At 64.3% G+C, this 14,377-nt stretch carries 12 protein-coding genes; 7 read left to right on the forward strand and 5 right to left on the reverse strand.

What is annotated here, in order from left to right; genetic code table 11:
* Window positions 1-21: 21 nt before the first annotated feature.
* The 5 genes from HV753_RS29800 (at window position 22) to HV753_RS29820 (ending at window position 4,992) form a co-directional block, all read left to right on the forward strand.
* On the forward strand, window positions 22-1,047 hold the full coding sequence (locus tag HV753_RS29800; RefSeq protein ID WP_175178173.1) for an ABC transporter substrate-binding protein: 1,026 nt from the start codon (window positions 22-24) through the stop codon (window positions 1,045-1,047).
* Window positions 1,044-1,853, forward strand: a complete 810-nt coding sequence (locus tag HV753_RS29805; RefSeq protein WP_175178174.1) for an ABC transporter ATP-binding protein — start codon at window positions 1,044-1,046, stop codon at window positions 1,851-1,853. Before HV753_RS29800 ends, HV753_RS29805 begins: the two co-directional genes overlap by 4 nt.
* The gene (locus HV753_RS29810) at window positions 1,850-2,626 is read left to right on the forward strand and encodes an ABC transporter permease (protein WP_175178175.1); all 777 of its coding nucleotides are present in this window, start codon (window positions 1,850-1,852) and stop codon (window positions 2,624-2,626) included. The genes HV753_RS29805 and HV753_RS29810 overlap by 4 nt, the downstream gene beginning before the upstream one ends.
* 81 nt (window positions 2,627-2,707) lie before the next feature.
* Complete coding sequence (locus HV753_RS29815; RefSeq protein WP_175178176.1) at window positions 2,708-3,334, forward strand: TRAP transporter small permease subunit; 627 nt, start codon at window positions 2,708-2,710, stop codon at window positions 3,332-3,334.
* 2 nt (window positions 3,335-3,336) lie between these two features.
* Complete coding sequence (locus HV753_RS29820; RefSeq protein WP_175178177.1) at window positions 3,337-4,992, forward strand: TRAP transporter large permease; 1,656 nt, start codon at window positions 3,337-3,339, stop codon at window positions 4,990-4,992.
* A gap of 26 nt (window positions 4,993-5,018) precedes the next feature.
* Here the strand turns inward: HV753_RS29820 and HV753_RS29825 are convergent, their stop codons facing one another.
* The gene (locus HV753_RS29825; protein WP_175178178.1) at window positions 5,019-5,702 is read right to left on the reverse strand and encodes a GntR family transcriptional regulator; all 684 of its coding nucleotides are present in this window, start codon (window positions 5,700-5,702) and stop codon (window positions 5,019-5,021) included.
* Window positions 5,703-5,712: 10 nt separating this feature from the next.
* On the reverse strand, window positions 5,713-7,488 hold the full coding sequence (locus HV753_RS29830; protein WP_175178179.1) for an IlvD/Edd family dehydratase: 1,776 nt from the start codon (window positions 7,486-7,488) through the stop codon (window positions 5,713-5,715).
* 221 nt (window positions 7,489-7,709) lie between these two features.
* Between HV753_RS29830 and HV753_RS29835 the strand changes: the two genes are divergently transcribed.
* Together HV753_RS29835 and pdeR are read left to right on the forward strand one after the other, a co-directional pair.
* The gene (locus HV753_RS29835; RefSeq protein ID WP_175178180.1) at window positions 7,710-8,705 is read left to right on the forward strand and encodes a Bug family tripartite tricarboxylate transporter substrate binding protein; all 996 of its coding nucleotides are present in this window, start codon (window positions 7,710-7,712) and stop codon (window positions 8,703-8,705) included.
* 300 nt (window positions 8,706-9,005) lie between these two features.
* A complete protein-coding gene (pdeR, locus tag HV753_RS29840) occupies window positions 9,006-11,003 on the forward strand; it encodes a cyclic di-GMP phosphodiesterase (RefSeq protein WP_175178181.1) in 1,998 nt (665 codons plus the stop codon).
* Between the two features lie 28 nt (window positions 11,004-11,031).
* Here pdeR and HV753_RS29845 read toward each other — a convergent pair whose 3' ends face one another.
* The 3 genes from HV753_RS29845 to HV753_RS29855 all read right to left on the reverse strand — a co-directional run bounded on the left by HV753_RS29845 (window position 11,032) and on the right by HV753_RS29855 (window position 14,365).
* Window positions 11,032-11,916 carry a crotonase/enoyl-CoA hydratase family protein gene (locus HV753_RS29845; RefSeq protein ID WP_175178182.1) on the reverse strand — a complete coding sequence of 295 codons (885 nt, stop codon included), beginning with the start codon at window positions 11,914-11,916 and terminating at the stop codon, window positions 11,032-11,034.
* Window positions 11,917-12,305: 389 nt separating this feature from the next.
* Window positions 12,306-13,289 carry a Bug family tripartite tricarboxylate transporter substrate binding protein gene (locus tag HV753_RS29850; protein WP_175178183.1) on the reverse strand — a complete coding sequence of 328 codons (984 nt, stop codon included), beginning with the start codon at window positions 13,287-13,289 and terminating at the stop codon, window positions 12,306-12,308.
* A gap of 134 nt (window positions 13,290-13,423) precedes the next feature.
* Window positions 13,424-14,365, reverse strand: coding sequence for a LysR family transcriptional regulator (locus tag HV753_RS29855; RefSeq protein WP_175178205.1), 942 nt, complete (start codon window positions 14,363-14,365; stop codon window positions 13,424-13,426).
* Window positions 14,366-14,377 lie beyond the last annotated feature (12 nt).

Raw genomic sequence — 14,377 nt, forward strand, 5'->3', positions numbered from 1 at the left:
CGACGAAAAACGGGGAAGATCATGCACGCGGTATTCGCAAAAGGTTGGCGCAACGCGATGTTGGGCCTGGCGGCGGTCGCGCTCAGCGCATCTGCCTGGGCACAGACCCCGGAGCCGCTGCGGGTGCGGCTGGACTGGACGCCGTGGGGTGTGCACGGCGCATTCCACCTGGCGCAGCAGAAGGGCTGGTACAAGCAGGCCGGCCTGGACGTGTCGCTGGAGGATGGCAACGGCTCCGTGACAACCGTGCAGATCGTCGGCGCTGGCGACAGTTTCGACGTGGGGCACGCGGCGTTGGCCTCGGTCATGATCGCTCGCGAGAAGGGAATGCCCGTCAAGGCCGTGGCGGTGTTCGCGCGGCAAAGCGATATCGGCCTGCTGGTTCCGGCGGATTCTGGCATCACCGGGCCTGCCCAGCTCAAGGGCAAGAAGGTGGCCTACACCGCCGGTTCGCTGGAGGCACCCTTCATCGATGCGTTCCTGGCCACGGGAAAGCTCAAAAAGAGCGATCTGGAACTGATCAATGTGGATGCGGCGGGCAAGGCGTCGACTTATGCCGTGGGGCGGGCTGACGCGGCGTTCTCCACGATTCCGTTCTTCTTGCCGGTGGTGTCGCAGAATCGGCCTTCCAGTGCGGTGCGTTTCGCCGATTTTGGTCTGGATATGCCCAGCTTCGGCCTGTTCGCCAACGAAACCAAGCTGACGCAACGGCGTGAGGCCATCGCGCGCTTTGCCAGCGTCACCGCCCGAGCCTGGGAATACATCTACGCCGGGCATCAGGACGAGGCCGTGGCCGCCATTCTCCAGCAACGGCCGCAGGCCCGCTTGGACAAGGCCGTGTTGCGCGGCCAGATCGACGCCTTGCAACCGTACTTTGGCCGGCCGGCGGCGGGCGAACGCCTGGGCACGATCGTGCCGCAGGATTGGGCGCAGGCCGTCAGGACGCTGTCCTCTGTCGGGTTGATCGGCGCTGGCGCCGACGCTTCCTCGTTCTACGTGCCCGACCTGGTGCACCCGGAACGCTACGACAGTCTGGTGCAACCATGACGCCGTGGGCGGTAGCCGCGCACGACGTGCGCAAACGCTATCCGGGCGCCGCGGGCGTGGAGGCGCTGGCCTCGGTGTCGGTCGAGGTGCCGCAAGGCCGTTTCGTCAGCATCCTGGGACCGAGCGGCTGCGGCAAGAGCACGTTCCTGCGATGCGTGGCGGGCCTGGAAACCCTGTCCAGCGGAGAACTCCAGGTGGCGGGCGTGCCGGTGCAGGGCCCCCCGGAAGGGATGGGCATGGTGTTCCAGCGCGATGCGCTGCTGGAATGGCGCAACGTCTGGCGCAACATCCTGCTGCCCATCGAATTTTCGGGCAAGCCCGTTGCGGCCTACGAGAACAAGGTGCGCGAACTGCTCGCCCTGACGGGCCTGGAGGCGTTCGCCGAGAGTTATCCGCGTGAACTGTCCGGTGGCATGCGCCAGCGTGCGGCGATCTGCCGCGCCTTGGTGGATGATCCGCAGCTGCTGCTCATGGATGAGCCTTTTGGCGCATTGGATGCGTTGACCCGCGATCAGATGAACGTGGAGTTGCAGCGGATCTGGATGGAAACGCGCAATACGGTGTTGTTTGTGACGCATGGCATTGCGGAGGCGGTGTTTCTGGGCGATGTGGTGATGGTGTTTTCGCCCCGCCCCGGCCGCATCCTGGAAACAATAGAAATCGACCTGCCGCGGCCCAGGCCCCTGGCGCTGCGTGAAACGCCGGCCTTCGGTGAATACGTGCGGCATATCCGGGGCCTGTTCCAGCAAATGGGCTTGATCGATGAGAGCGTCCGCGCCGTCTCTCACAGGGAGGCCATTCGATGATCCGGCTGTTGCGGGGAGCCGTCCGCCGGATGGCGGGACTGGTGTCGGTCGTGGTGTTCCTGCTGCTATGGGAAATCGCCGCCCGGGTATTCCACGTGCGAGCCATCATGCTGCCGCTGCCGGGGCAGGTGGTGCTGGAACTGGCCTCCGAATGGAGCTGGTACGCCGGCCACGCCCTCTATACCTTGATGACGACGCTGGCCGGTTTTGCGCTGGCGGTGGTGGGCGGCGTGGCGATCGCCATCATGTTGGTGGGATCGCGCTGGTTCGAGCGCTTCATCTATCCCTTGATCGTGGCCTTCAATAGCGTGCCGAAGGTCGCCATCGCGCCGCTCTTCGTGATCTGGATGGGCACGGGCGCGGAACCGAAGATCGCCATCGCGTTCCTGATTGCCGTCTTCGCGGTGATCGTGGACACCGTTCATGGTCTGCGCTCGGTGCCCCAGGACGTGCTGGACCTGGGGCGGGTGCTGAAAGGTTCGCGCCGCGATTTCTTTTTCAAGGTGCGGTTGCCCAGCGCCTTACCCTCGATGCTGGCAGGCATGAAGGTGTCGATTTCGCTGGCGCTGGTGGGCGCCATCGTCGGGGAATTCGTGTCGTCGCAACGCGGCCTGGGTTACGTGATCATGAGCGCCCAAGGCACGTTCGACACCGTGAGGGTGTTCGCCGCGATCTTCGTGCTGGCGCTGATGGGCATGCTGCTGTTTGCGCTGTTGGTGTGGGTGGAACGCCGGTCGACGCCCTGGCTGCGGCATCACCGCGAAGACGGTTGACGCAGGTCCGGCGTCCGGCGCGCAAAGTGCCGGCGTCGGGGTTGGGCAATGTGTGAACAGCAATAATTCTGGGGAAAACAGATGCAAGCTTTACTCGCCTTGTCGCGCGGCATAGACGCGATCAACCTGCGGATGGGACGGATCGTGTCCTGGGTGACGGTGCTGGTCGTCCTGGTCAGCGCCGGCAACGCCATCATGCGCAAGGTCTTTCACTACAGCTCGAACGCCTGGCTGGAAATGCAGTGGTACATGTTCGGCGCCATGTTCCTGTTGACGGCGGGCTACACGCTGCTGAAGAACGACCATGTGCGCGTGGACATCATCGCGTCGCGGCTGTCGCGCCGCGCCCAGGTCTGCATTGAGATCTTCGGCGTGCTGTTCTTCCTGCTGCCGGCCTGCCTGCTGATCATGTACCTGTCCTGGCCGGTGTTCATGGATTCCTACCTGAGCAACGAGCATTCGTCCAACTCTGGCGGCCTGATCCGCTGGCCGGTCAAGCTGTTGATTCCCGTTGGTTTTGCGCTGCTGGTGCTGGCCGGCCTGTCGCACCTGATCAAGTGCATCGGCTTTCTGGCGGGACGCTGCCGCGATCCGCGCGAACGCGATGGCGCCAAGAGCGCGGAAGAGGAACTGGCCGAGGAAATTGCCCGGGAAGCGCAGGCGCGCGAAGCGGCGGCAGTGGGTGAACTGGATAACAAGGGTCGCTGATCATGGAGTTCTTTATTGCCAATCTGGCGCCGATCATGTTCGCGACGCTGATTATTTTCCTGTTGCTGGGCTTTCCGGTGGCGTTTGCGCTGGCGGCCAACGGCATTCTTTTCGGCCTGGTGGGCATGGAACTGGGCCTGCTCAATTCCTCGTTGTTCCAGGCGCTGCCACAACGGGTGTTCGGCATTATTTCCAACGATACGTTGCTGGCGGTGCCATTCTTCACGCTGATGGGCCTGGTGCTGGAGCGTTCCGGCATGGCCGAGGACTTGCTTGAAACGATCGGCCAGCTGTTCGGTTCGGTGCGTGGCGGGCTGGCCATCGCGGTGGTGTTCGTGGGCGCGATGCTGGCCGCGACCACGGGGGTGGTGTCTGCGTCGGTGATTTCGATGGGATTGATCTCGTTGCCGATCATGCTGCGCAATGGCTATGACCGGAAACTTGCCAGTGGCGTGATCGCGGCGTCGGGCACGCTGTCGCAGATCATCCCGCCTTCATTGGTGCTGATCATCCTGGCCGACCAGCTGGGCCGCTCCATCGGCGACATGTACCGGGCGGCGATGGTGCCGGGCTTCATCCTGGCCGGGGTGTACATCGTGTACGTTGTCCTCATGAGCCTGCTGAAGCCGGCGTCGGCCCCCGCGCTGCCCGAAGAGGCACGCCGGTTCCAGGAACCGAACGGCACGCGGGGCGGGCGTTCGTTGCTGGTGCTGATGGTGATTTCCGCCGTATCGGCCTATTTCCTGGGCCTCTGGGTCGAGAACAACACTGCGCCGGTGGACGAGCGCATCGTCGTGGCCTTGCTGTTCTGGGGCGCCACGGCATTCGTCATCGCACTGGTCAACAAGGCCTTGGGTCTGGGCCTGTTGTCGGCCCTGGCCGAGCGCGTGACGTTCGTGATGATTCCGCCGCTGGCGCTGATCTTCCTGGTGCTGGGCACGATCTTCATTGGCGTGGCCACGCCGACCGAAGGCGGCGCCATGGGCGCGGTGGGCGCCATCCTGATGGCCGTGATCCGCCGCCGCCTGTCGTTGGACCTGCTTAAGCAGGCGATGGACACGACCACCAAGCTGTCCTGCTTCGTGGTGTTCATCCTGGTGGGATCCACCGTGTTCGGCCTGACGTTCCGCGCCGTCAACGGCGACCTCTGGGTGGAACATCTGTTGACCGGGCTGCCGGGCGGGCAGTGGGGCTTTCTGATCGTGGTCAGCGTCCTGACCTTCGTGCTGGCTTTCTTTCTGGACTTCTTTGAACTCGCGTTCATCATCGTGCCGCTGCTGGGTCCGGTGGCGGACAAGCTGGGCATCGACCTGATCTGGTTCGGCGTGATCCTGGCGGTCAATATGCAGACGTCGTTCATGCATCCGCCATTCGGATTCGCGCTGTTCTACCTGCGCTCGGTGGCGCCGCGCGACCGCTACAAGGACAGGGTGACGGGGAAGATGATAGAACCCGTCACCACGGGACAGATCTATTGGGGATCCGTGCCGTTCATCGTGATTCAGTTGCTGATGGTCGCGGCAGTGATGGCGTTCCCAGGCATGGTGATGCACTACAAGGACGACGCGCCGACCATCGATCCGGGTTCGGTGTCAATGGAAGTGGAAGGGGCGTCGGGCCTGGGCACCTACGGGGCCGATTCCAATCCGTTCAAGTAACGGCGGGGCCGGGGGCGTGCTTGAGCCTAGCGCCCCGGCCGCGCCTGTTCCGACGCCAGATAGGCGTCGCGTGACGGCAGCAGGTGGTCGCGGCACACGGTCATCAAGGCCTGGCGGTCACCGTCGCGTAGCGCCTGGATCATGGCCCAATGTTCCTGGCGGGCACGTTCGCGGTAGCCGGCGGCCACCAAGGTGCCAAAGCGGATCGAGTGGGTGCGCCGGGCGTATTCCTCGATGGCCTGGCCCAGCACGGCGTTGTCCAGCAAACCGAAGAACTCCCGGTGGAAACGCTGGTTGCTGCGGAACACGCGGCGCGTGTCGCCGTCGGCGACTGCCGCATCGTGCTCGCGCTGCACCGTGATCAGCGCCGCCAGCCGGGCTTCGGGCACGGGCAGCGGAATCTGGCTGGCGGCATGTACCTCCAGGACTTCGCGCAGCGCATACAGCTCCATGACTTCGCGGGCGGAGAACGCCCGCACGACGGCGCCGATGTTGCGCTTTTTCTCCACCACGCCCAAGAGCTCCAGTTCGGACAGCACTTGCCGCACGGCATGGCGCTTCATGGCGAAGCGCGCCATCAGCTCGTCCTCGGTCAGGCGTTCGCGCGGGTGCAGCCGGCCGAAGACGATGTCTTCTTCCAGGGCGGCCACCGCGGTTTGCGTGGCGTCGGGGGCCTCTGCTTGCAGGGCGTCGGGCGTGATGGCGTTCATGGCGGCAGGTTTACTTCTTGGGCACGGTGTCGTGCGTGACGCCAGCGCGCAGGAAGTCGAAATCGACGCCCTGATCGGCCTGCGTCACGGTTTGCAGGAATAGCTTGCGGTAGCCCCGGTCGGCGGTGGGCCGGGTGATGGGCTGGGCCGCCGTGCGGCGTGCCAGTTCGGCATCGTCCACCAACAGCGCGATTTCGCGCTGCGCCACCGACAAGCGGATGCGGTCGCCATTTTGCACGTAAGCCAGCGGGCCGCCAATCGCGGCCTCGGGCGTGACGTGCAGCACGATGGTACCGGCGGCGGTGCCGCTCATGCGCCCGTCCGAGATGCGGACCATGTCCTTGACCCCCGCACGCGCCAGCTTCTTGGGAATTGGCATGTAGCCGGCCTCGGGCATGCCAGGGGCACCGGTCGGGCCGATGCGCTTGAGCACCAGGATGTCGTCGGCGGTCACGTCCAGCGCGTCGTCGTCGATGCGCCGCGCCATGTCCTCGGCGTCCTCGAACACCACCGCGCGGCCTTCGTGTTCCATCAGCTTGGGATTGGCGGCGGATTGCTTGATGATGGCGCCGCCCGGGGCCAGGTTGCCGCGCAGCACGGCCAGGCCGCCTACCGGATAGATGGGGGCGGCGGTGGAGCGAATCACGTCTTGCGCGAAGGGAGCGGGCGCATCGTCCAGTTCCTGGCCCAGCGTGCGGCCGGAAACGGTCAAGACGTCCAGATGCAGGAAGGGGCGCAACTCGCGCAGCAGCGCGGGCATGCCGCCGGCGTGGTGGAAGTCTTCCATATAGTGCTGGCCCGACGGCTTCAGGTCGACCAGCACGGGCGTTTCGCGGCTGATGCGATCAAGGCCCGCCAGGTCAATGTCGATGCCCAGGCGGCCGGCGATGGCGGTCAGGTGGACGATGCCGTTGGTGGAGCCGCCGATGGCCAGCAGCACCCGCAAGGCGTTTTCGATGGACTTGCCGTTAAGGATCTGGTCGGGCGTCAGGCGGGCAGCGGCCATGGCGACGGCGGTGGCGCCGGTGCGTTCGGCCACGCGCACGCGGTCGGCGGTGACGGCGGGGGCGGATGCGCCACCCGCCACCATCATGCCCAGCGCTTCGGTGATGCAGGCCATGGTGCTGGCCGTTCCCATCACGGAACAGGTGCCCACGCTGGCGACCAGCTGGTTGTTCACATCGGCGATTTCCGGCGCGTCGATCTCGTCGGCGCGGTAGCGGCCCCAGTAGCGGCGGCAGTCGGTGCAGGCGCCCACGCGCTCGCCACGGTGCGACCCGGTCAGCATCGACCCGGTGACCAGCTGGATCGCGGGCACGCCGGCCGAGGCCGCGCCCATCAATTGGGCCGGAACGGTCTTGTCGCAGCCGCCGATCAGCACCACCGCGTCCATGGGTTGCGCGCGGATCATTTCCTCGGTGTCCATGGACATCAGGTTGCGCAGGTACATGCTGGTCGGCTGCGAGAAGCTTTCATGCACCGAGATGGTCGGGAAGTCCATCGGCAGCCCGCCTGCCAGCATGACGCCGCGCTTGACGGCCTCGATCAGCTGGGGCGCGTTGCCGTGGCACGGGTTGTAGCTGCTGCCTGTATTGACGATACCGATGATCGGACGAGCCAGCGCGTCATCGGACAGCCCCGCGCCCTTGATGAAGGCCTTGCGCAGGAACAGCGAGAAGCCCTTGTCGCCGTAGTTCGTCAGCCCGCGGGCCACGCCCTGCGCGGTGGTGCTGTCGCTATCAAAAGGGCCGGCTGCGGGGGTGCTGCCTTTGGTCTCGTCCGTCATTTTCAGTCCCGATAATATTATTGATAATCTAGGGGCATGATCATATCCAGCCTTTGCACGGCACCGCAAGCGCTTTGTACAAGTAGATATATTGATCTGTTTTTAAGATCAGTCGATAGAAAAATTCTGATTCTTCTATCAAGTTACCCCTCCTAAACTGGCGCCGTTGACGAGCCGGGCGTCCGTCCATTCCTATACTCATCCCGGCTGGAGAGACCCCTATGTCAGACTTGCGTCTGCGGCCGCGCCGTGCCGTCCTGTTGTCCCTGCTGGCCCTGTGCGCCGGCGTTTCTGCCCCGGCGCTGTCAGCCGACGCCTATCCCGACAAACCCATCCGCCTGATCGTGCCGTATCCGCCCGGAGGCGCGACCGACGTGATCGGCCGCGTGCTGGCGCAGGAACTGACGGGTGCGTTGGGGCAATCGGTGATCGTGGAAAACCGTGCCGGCGCCGCCGGCAATATCGGCGCGGATCAGGTTGCCAAGGCGCAACCCGACGGCTACACCTTGTTGATGGGCGCGCTGACCAGCCACTCCATCAACGCAGCCCTGTACCGCGGCCGCGTGACCTATGACGTGGAAAAGAGCTTTGCGCCGGTGTCCATCGTGGGCACGGTGCCGCTGGTGTTCGTGGTAAATCCGTCGGTGCAGGCCAATACGCTGTCCGAATTCATCGCGCTGGCCAAGTCGAAGCCGGGCTACATGACCATGGCATCGGCCGGCAACGGCTCGCCTCAGCATCTGGCAGGCGAAATGTTCAAGCGCTCGGCGGGTGTCGATATCCTGCACGTGCCCTACAAGGGCAGCGGCCCGGCCATGACCGACCTGATGGGCGGGCAGGTGCTGAGCATGATCGAAACCGTGCCGGCCGCGCAAGGCAATATCAAGGCCGGCAAATTGCGCGCGCTGGCCGTGACGTCGCCGCAGCGCGTGGACGCACTGCCCGACGTCCCGACCGCCGCCGAAGCAGGTTTGAAGGACTTTGAAGTCAGCTCGATGTTCGGCATCGTGGCGCCCGCCAACACGCCCGCGCCCGTGATCGACCGCTTGAATGGCGAACTGAAAAAGATTCTGGCCAAACCGGAAGTGAAGGCGTCGCTGTTGAATCAAGGAGCCATCGCCACCTGGACCACGCCGGCTGACGCCCGCGCTCGCGTTTCCGCCGAAGTGGCGCGCTGGACCAAGGTCATTGATGAAGCAGGGGTGAAGGGCGACTAATCCGCGCGGTTGATCCGCCGGGTTGCGCCTTTTACGCCACACGCCGAAGATTTCCCCACGGAAATCTTCGGCGATTTTGTTTGAACATCATGGCGGAACCCCACGCAACAAGACAGTCGCGATAGGGGGCGCCCGCGAATCAAAGCGGTTGGCAGGGCAAAGGTTTACAACACGGCTGTGATTGTTGATGAAACAATCCGCAATACAGCGTTTAAAGCACTGTATATGGGTATTGACCCCATCCTGGCTTGGCCGTAATGTACTTTTCGGTCCAGCCTAGGACAGTGGGGGGATACCACGATGACAGAGAATCAGGACGAAAAGTCGATCCTGTACACGCATTTCGGTACGCACAGCCCATATTGGCGGCTGGCGGCCGACAGCGACGCTTTTGAACTCGCCGCCATCAAAGGCGCGGCGAATATCGCAATGGCGCTGCGGGCGGATCAGGCAGATACCATCCGGTCCCTGACGGGCATCACATCCAGCGTGCGTATCGACATCTCCTTGTATGGGGATCTGTTGCGCCTGCACTTGGTGGGCCGCAAGATCAATCCCAACGAATGGGCCGGCACCGCATCGGCGCACTCCGACACCGAATCCGTTGCCAAAGACCTGGTTGAAGGCCTGTCGTTCGCCGAAACCGTGGTGTCCGAGGCCAACTCGGTGATCGTCATCGTGGATCAGAATGGCCGGGTGCAGCGCTTCAACAAGCTCAGCGAGGAATACACGGGCAAGCGTGAGCAGGACATTGTTGGTCGCAGTGTGTTTGAAATGTTCATGACGCGCGAAGAGGCCATGGCGTCGCGGCGCAATATCGCCGAGTTCTACAAGCGCGGGCAATCCTACGAAGTCGAACGGCTGATCAACACGGTCAAAGGCCCGCGGCTGTTCCTGTTCCGCAACAAGTTCGTCACCAGCGGCAGCGGTGAAAAGCGCGTCTACCTGATCTGCTCGGGCACGGACATCACCGAAGAACGCCAAGCGCAGGAACGCCTGCGCGTGCTGGCCAACACCGACATGCTGACCAATCTGCCCAACCGCCATGCCATCACGGCGCGGCTGAAGGCAGCACTGGCAACGGGCCAGGAAGGGCGGGGCGGCGTCCTGTTCCTGGACCTGGACAATTTCAAGCGCATCAACGACCACTATGGCCACGGTTTTGGCGACCGGCTGCTCAAGGCAGTGTCGGTGGCGATTTCCACCTGCCTGTCCGAAGGGCAGACGCTGGCGCGGCTGGGCGGCGACGAATTCATCGTTCTACAGGAACAGGCGCAAGCCTGGGAACTGGAAGCCACCGCCGAACGCATCATCGACCGCCTGCGCGAACCCTTCCGCCAGGGGCTGATCGAGGTCTACACCAGTTGCTCGATTGGCATCGCCATGTACCCGGACCATGGCGCCGACCTGGACAGCGTGGTGCGCAGCGCCGACATCGCCATGTACGTGGCCAAGGAAGCGGGGCGCCACACCTACCGCGTGTTCCAGCCCGAAATGGACCGCCGCAACGCGGACTACGTGTGGCTGGACACGAACTTGCGCAAGGCCTTGGCCGAGAACCACCTGATGCTGTATTACCAGCCCAAGCTGGCTGGCCGCACCGGCGAGGTCGATGGCGTGGAAGCCTTGCTTCGCTGGCGGTCGCCCGAACGCGGCATGGTCTGCCCCAGCGCCTTCATCCCCTATGCCGAGGAATCGGGCCTGATCTCCCCGCTGGGCGTGTGGGTCATGCGCGAGGCCGCGCGGCAGGCGGCCGCGTGGAAGCGCGACGGGCTGAACATCCGGATCGCCATCAATATGTCGGCGCGGCAATTGGACGACAAGGGGGTGGTCAGTGATTTCATGCGCGCCATCGGGGATGCCGACCTGGATCCCTGCATGCTGGATATCGAACTGACGGAAAGCTGCCTGATTGAAGACGAAGTCGCAGCCATCGACCTGATCAAGCAGTTCCGCCAATTGGGCGCGCGCGTCCATCTGGACGATTTTGGGACGGGCTATTCGTCGCTGTCACAGCTGGCGCGCATTCCGTTGGATGCGATCAAACTGGACGCCAGTTTCGTGCGCGGCGTGAACGAGAATCCGGTGTCGCAAGCGTTGGCGCGGGCTATCGTGGCCGTGGCGCGCACGCTGGAATTGAAGGTGATTGCCGAAGGGGTGGAAACCTCGGAGGAAGCCACGTTCCTCGACACACTGGGCGTGGATGCCAAGCAAGGATATCTCTATGCCAAGCCCATGCCCGCCACCGAACTCGTTACCTGGCTGGCTCAGCGCCGCCGGCTGCATCTGATCGCCTGATACAGCCGGCGCCGTCCATCGACGGGGGTCAATGCATGGTGGCTTCCTGCACGGCGTCAGGGTTGCTGGGGGTGCGCCGGTTCTGCGCCATGACCAGGCGTTCCATATAGGCGCGGTCTTTCGGATCGATCGAGAACGCGGCCTCCACCCAGTCCTCGGTGATGTCCATCAGCTCGGAGCGCGACAGGTTCAGCACGCGCTGGCGGGCCCGCAGCATGGCTCGCATGCCGTTGAGCTTGGGACGCAGCACGTCGATGAAGGTGCGGGTGGCGCGGTAGGCATCGCCCGGCTCGAACAGCGCGTCCACCAGCCCCTTGCCGTGGAACCATTCGGCGGTGTGCGATTCCCCGCTGCTGATCAGGTCTTCGGCCAGCTTCATGCCTGAGCGGCGTGCCACCAGCGAATAACCCCCCATGCCGGGGAACAGGTTGAACGCCATTTCCGGGAAGCCCATGCGGGCATTGTTCTGGGCCAGCACGAAGTGATGGGCCAGGGCGGCCTCGAAGCCGCCGCCCAGCGCCGTGCCTTCGATCATGGCCAACGAGATCGCGCCGGTGTCGAACCCGCGCGATGCGGCATGCACGCAATCCACGCATGCCCGCGCATAAGCCCTCAAGGCCTCGCGCTTGCCGGTTCGGATGGCTTCAGCAAAGAAGTTGAGATCGCCGCCCACGTTGTAGATCTGCGGCACCAGCGAGCCCGTGACCCAGAAGTCGATGGTCAGGCCGGAGTCCTTGGCGGCGCGCGCCAAGGTCATGATTTCGTCGATGAGTTCGTGGTTAAAGCAGGGCCGGGGCTGCGCCCGGAGCATCATCCACATGACTCGACGTCCTTCCTCATAAAACGCAGAAATCTGCTTCATGTTGCCGGCTGCGGTAAAGGGGTGGCAGTCTGGATGAATGAGTTGATTCATATGCTTTCGTCCAATCGATCAAGGTGAGTCGGAGTACTGCCGGGTCAGCCTAATACAGAGCTTCCGGATGCCGTCTCATGCAAACCTCGTTCGATTGGCCAGACTTGTCAGTAAGTCAAAGGCCCGAGTGAATAATGCAAAAGTCTTGCGAATTAAGGCGACGGATCGGCCTGTCGGCCGAGGGGCGCATCGGAGTGATGGATGAGGACCCTCGCAAATTCGCGAGGAACCGGGCGGTCGGCCGGACGTCGTTGACATGAGCTGGGCTCATGCATTCGGATGAAGAGGTGGCGGCCACGGCGCCATACCGCTTCCAATGCGACACGGGCGCGGGAGCTAAAAGCTCCCGCGCCCGTGTATCGTCCTCCGCCGTCTGGCGGCGGTGCTGGTTATTGCGGTTCGATCTTGGCGTCGATGGCGCGCTGGGTCCAGATCTGGCGTTGCGATTCGGCAAACGTCTTGTGGTCAGCCACGGAATTCGGCGCGACTTGCATCCCTAGCGCGTCGAACTTCGCCACCGTGTCGGGTTCGCTCAGGATGCGGGCGATTTCGGTGTTCAACCGTTCGACGACCGGCGCTGGCGTGCCCGCCGGCGCCGCCACGCCTACCCATACCACCAGGTCGAAATTCTTGTAGCCGGCCTCGGCCAGCGTCGGCACGTTGGGGAAGTCCTTCGCACGCGCCTGGCCAGTGAAGGCGATGCCGGTCAGCTTGCCGCTGTGCATGAAGGCCGTCACCACGGATTGGTCCGCGAACAGATAGTCCACGTGTCCCCCCAGCAGGTCGGTGACGGCGGGCGGCTGGCTCTTGTAAGGCACCCCATTGGCCGCGGCGCCCGCCACCGTGTTGAAGGTGGCGCCGGCGATCTGGCTGGTGGGCGAGCCATAGGCGTAGTTCAACGGCCGGCCCTGGGTCGCTTGCACCAGCTTGGCGACGGAGGTGTAGGGGGAATCCGCGCGCACCACCAGCATCATCGGGATCGTCGCGATCCGGATCACATGGATGAAGTCGCCGGTCGGATCGTAGGGCAGCTTGCGGAACAGGGCAGGCGTGGCCGAATGCGTCGAGCTGCTGGTCAGCACCAGCGTGTAGCCGTCCGCAGGCGCGCGCGCCGCCGTGACCGAGCCGATGGTGCCGGAGGCGCCAGGCTTGTTCTCGATGACGATGGGTACGCCAAGGCGGGGGCCCAGCTTTTCCGACAGGATGCGGGCGCTGGTGTCGGTGGCGCTGCCCGGAGAAAACGGCACCACGATGGTGATGGGCTTGTTGGGATAGGCGTCGGCGGCAAAGGCGGGCGCAGCGCCCGCGCCCAGCGCCAGGGCGGCGCAGGCCGCCAGCATGCGTCGGCGTGCGGGGTGGGGAAGTTGGGTCATGCAAGTCTCCTGTCTTGTTCTTTTCCCTGCCGCGACGGCGAGTCGCGCACGTCGGGAGGGCCATGGCGCATGATGCGTCTGGCCGGCTTATCTCAACAAGGGACTAATTTTCATAGACCTATTCCGGATCTGGATTAATCCACCTCCGGCGACGGATAGCAGGCCGGGTCCGGCGAGCCCTCGCGGGCGCGCAGATAGGTTTCCAGGTCGTCCAGAAAGGTCTTGGCGGCCAATGACAGCCGCGTGCTGCGCCGCTGGATCAGCCATAGTTCATGACCGCGCTGAGGGCCGCCGTGGATCGGCGCCGCGTGCAGGCCCAGCAGGCGGGCGAAGGCGCACACGTAGCCGGGCACGATGGTGATGCCCAGGCCCGCCCGCACCAGGTTCAGCACGGACGTCAGCATGCCGGCTTCGATGCCCGACTGAAAATCCAGATCCAGTTCGTGGCTGATGCGGTCGACGGCCCGGCGCACGCTGTAGACGCTGCGCAGCGCGATATGGTTGTGCGCCGCCAGGTCGGTCCAGCGGACACGCTCCAACTGGGCTAGCGGGTGTGACGGCGCGCACACCGCGTACATCGAGTCCCGGTAGATGACGCGGGCGTCCAGCCCATCACCGTGCGCCTGCGTGGACACAATGCCGAAATCGGCGCGGCCATGGCGCACGTGCTCTACCGTGTCATCCGTATTCAGTTCATAGAGTTCCAGCTTCACGCCCGAGTGCTGGCGGTGATAACGCGCGATGACGTCGCCCAGCAGGCCCACCATCATCATTGGCGAACTGGCCACGCCCACCGTGCCGCGCGCCAGCGTGCGCAGGCCGGACATGCTGCGTTCGGCTGCGCGCACGGTACCCAGGATTTCCTGGGCGTAGGCATAGAAATCGGCCGCGCCCTCGCAGGGCGTCACGCTGCGCGTCGAGCGCTCGAATAGGGGCTGGCCGATTTCCGCTTCCAGTTCGGCGCATAGCTTGCTGACCGCCGATTGGGTGACGAACGCGGCGCGGGCGGCCGCGGTGAAGCTGCGCAGTTCGTAGAGCGCGCAGAAGACGCGCAGCTGCTTGAGGGTGATGTTCATGATCCGGGCGGG

The organism is Achromobacter pestifer, from assembly GCF_902859625.1.
In the GTDB taxonomy this organism is placed as follows: Bacteria; Pseudomonadota; Gammaproteobacteria; order Burkholderiales; family Burkholderiaceae_B; genus Achromobacter; species Achromobacter pestifer.

Excerpts from the sequence above, each read along its gene's own strand:
- pdeR (WP_175178181.1), top strand. The coding sequence starts at position 9,006 with ATGACAGAGAATCAGGACGAAAAGTCGATCCTGTACACGCATTTCGGT.
- HV753_RS29850 (WP_175178183.1), bottom strand. The coding sequence starts at position 13,289 with ATGACCCAACTTCCCCACCCCGCACGCCGACGCATGCTGGCGGCCTGC.
- HV753_RS29800 (WP_175178173.1), top strand. The coding sequence starts at position 22 with ATGCACGCGGTATTCGCAAAAGGTTGGCGCAACGCGATGTTGGGCCTG.
- HV753_RS29830 (WP_175178179.1), bottom strand. The coding sequence starts at position 7,488 with ATGACGGACGAGACCAAAGGCAGCACCCCCGCAGCCGGCCCTTTTGAT.
- HV753_RS29805 (WP_175178174.1), top strand. The coding sequence starts at position 1,044 with ATGACGCCGTGGGCGGTAGCCGCGCACGACGTGCGCAAACGCTATCCG.
- HV753_RS29835 (WP_175178180.1), top strand. The coding sequence starts at position 7,710 with ATGTCAGACTTGCGTCTGCGGCCGCGCCGTGCCGTCCTGTTGTCCCTG.
- HV753_RS29855 (WP_175178205.1), bottom strand. The coding sequence starts at position 14,365 with ATGAACATCACCCTCAAGCAGCTGCGCGTCTTCTGCGCGCTCTACGAA.
- HV753_RS29820 (WP_175178177.1), top strand. The coding sequence starts at position 3,337 with ATGGAGTTCTTTATTGCCAATCTGGCGCCGATCATGTTCGCGACGCTG.
- HV753_RS29825 (WP_175178178.1), bottom strand. The coding sequence starts at position 5,702 with ATGAACGCCATCACGCCCGACGCCCTGCAAGCAGAGGCCCCCGACGCC.
- HV753_RS29845 (WP_175178182.1), bottom strand. The coding sequence starts at position 11,916 with ATGAATCAACTCATTCATCCAGACTGCCACCCCTTTACCGCAGCCGGC.
- HV753_RS29810 (WP_175178175.1), top strand. The coding sequence starts at position 1,850 with ATGATCCGGCTGTTGCGGGGAGCCGTCCGCCGGATGGCGGGACTGGTG.
- HV753_RS29815 (WP_175178176.1), top strand. The coding sequence starts at position 2,708 with ATGCAAGCTTTACTCGCCTTGTCGCGCGGCATAGACGCGATCAACCTG.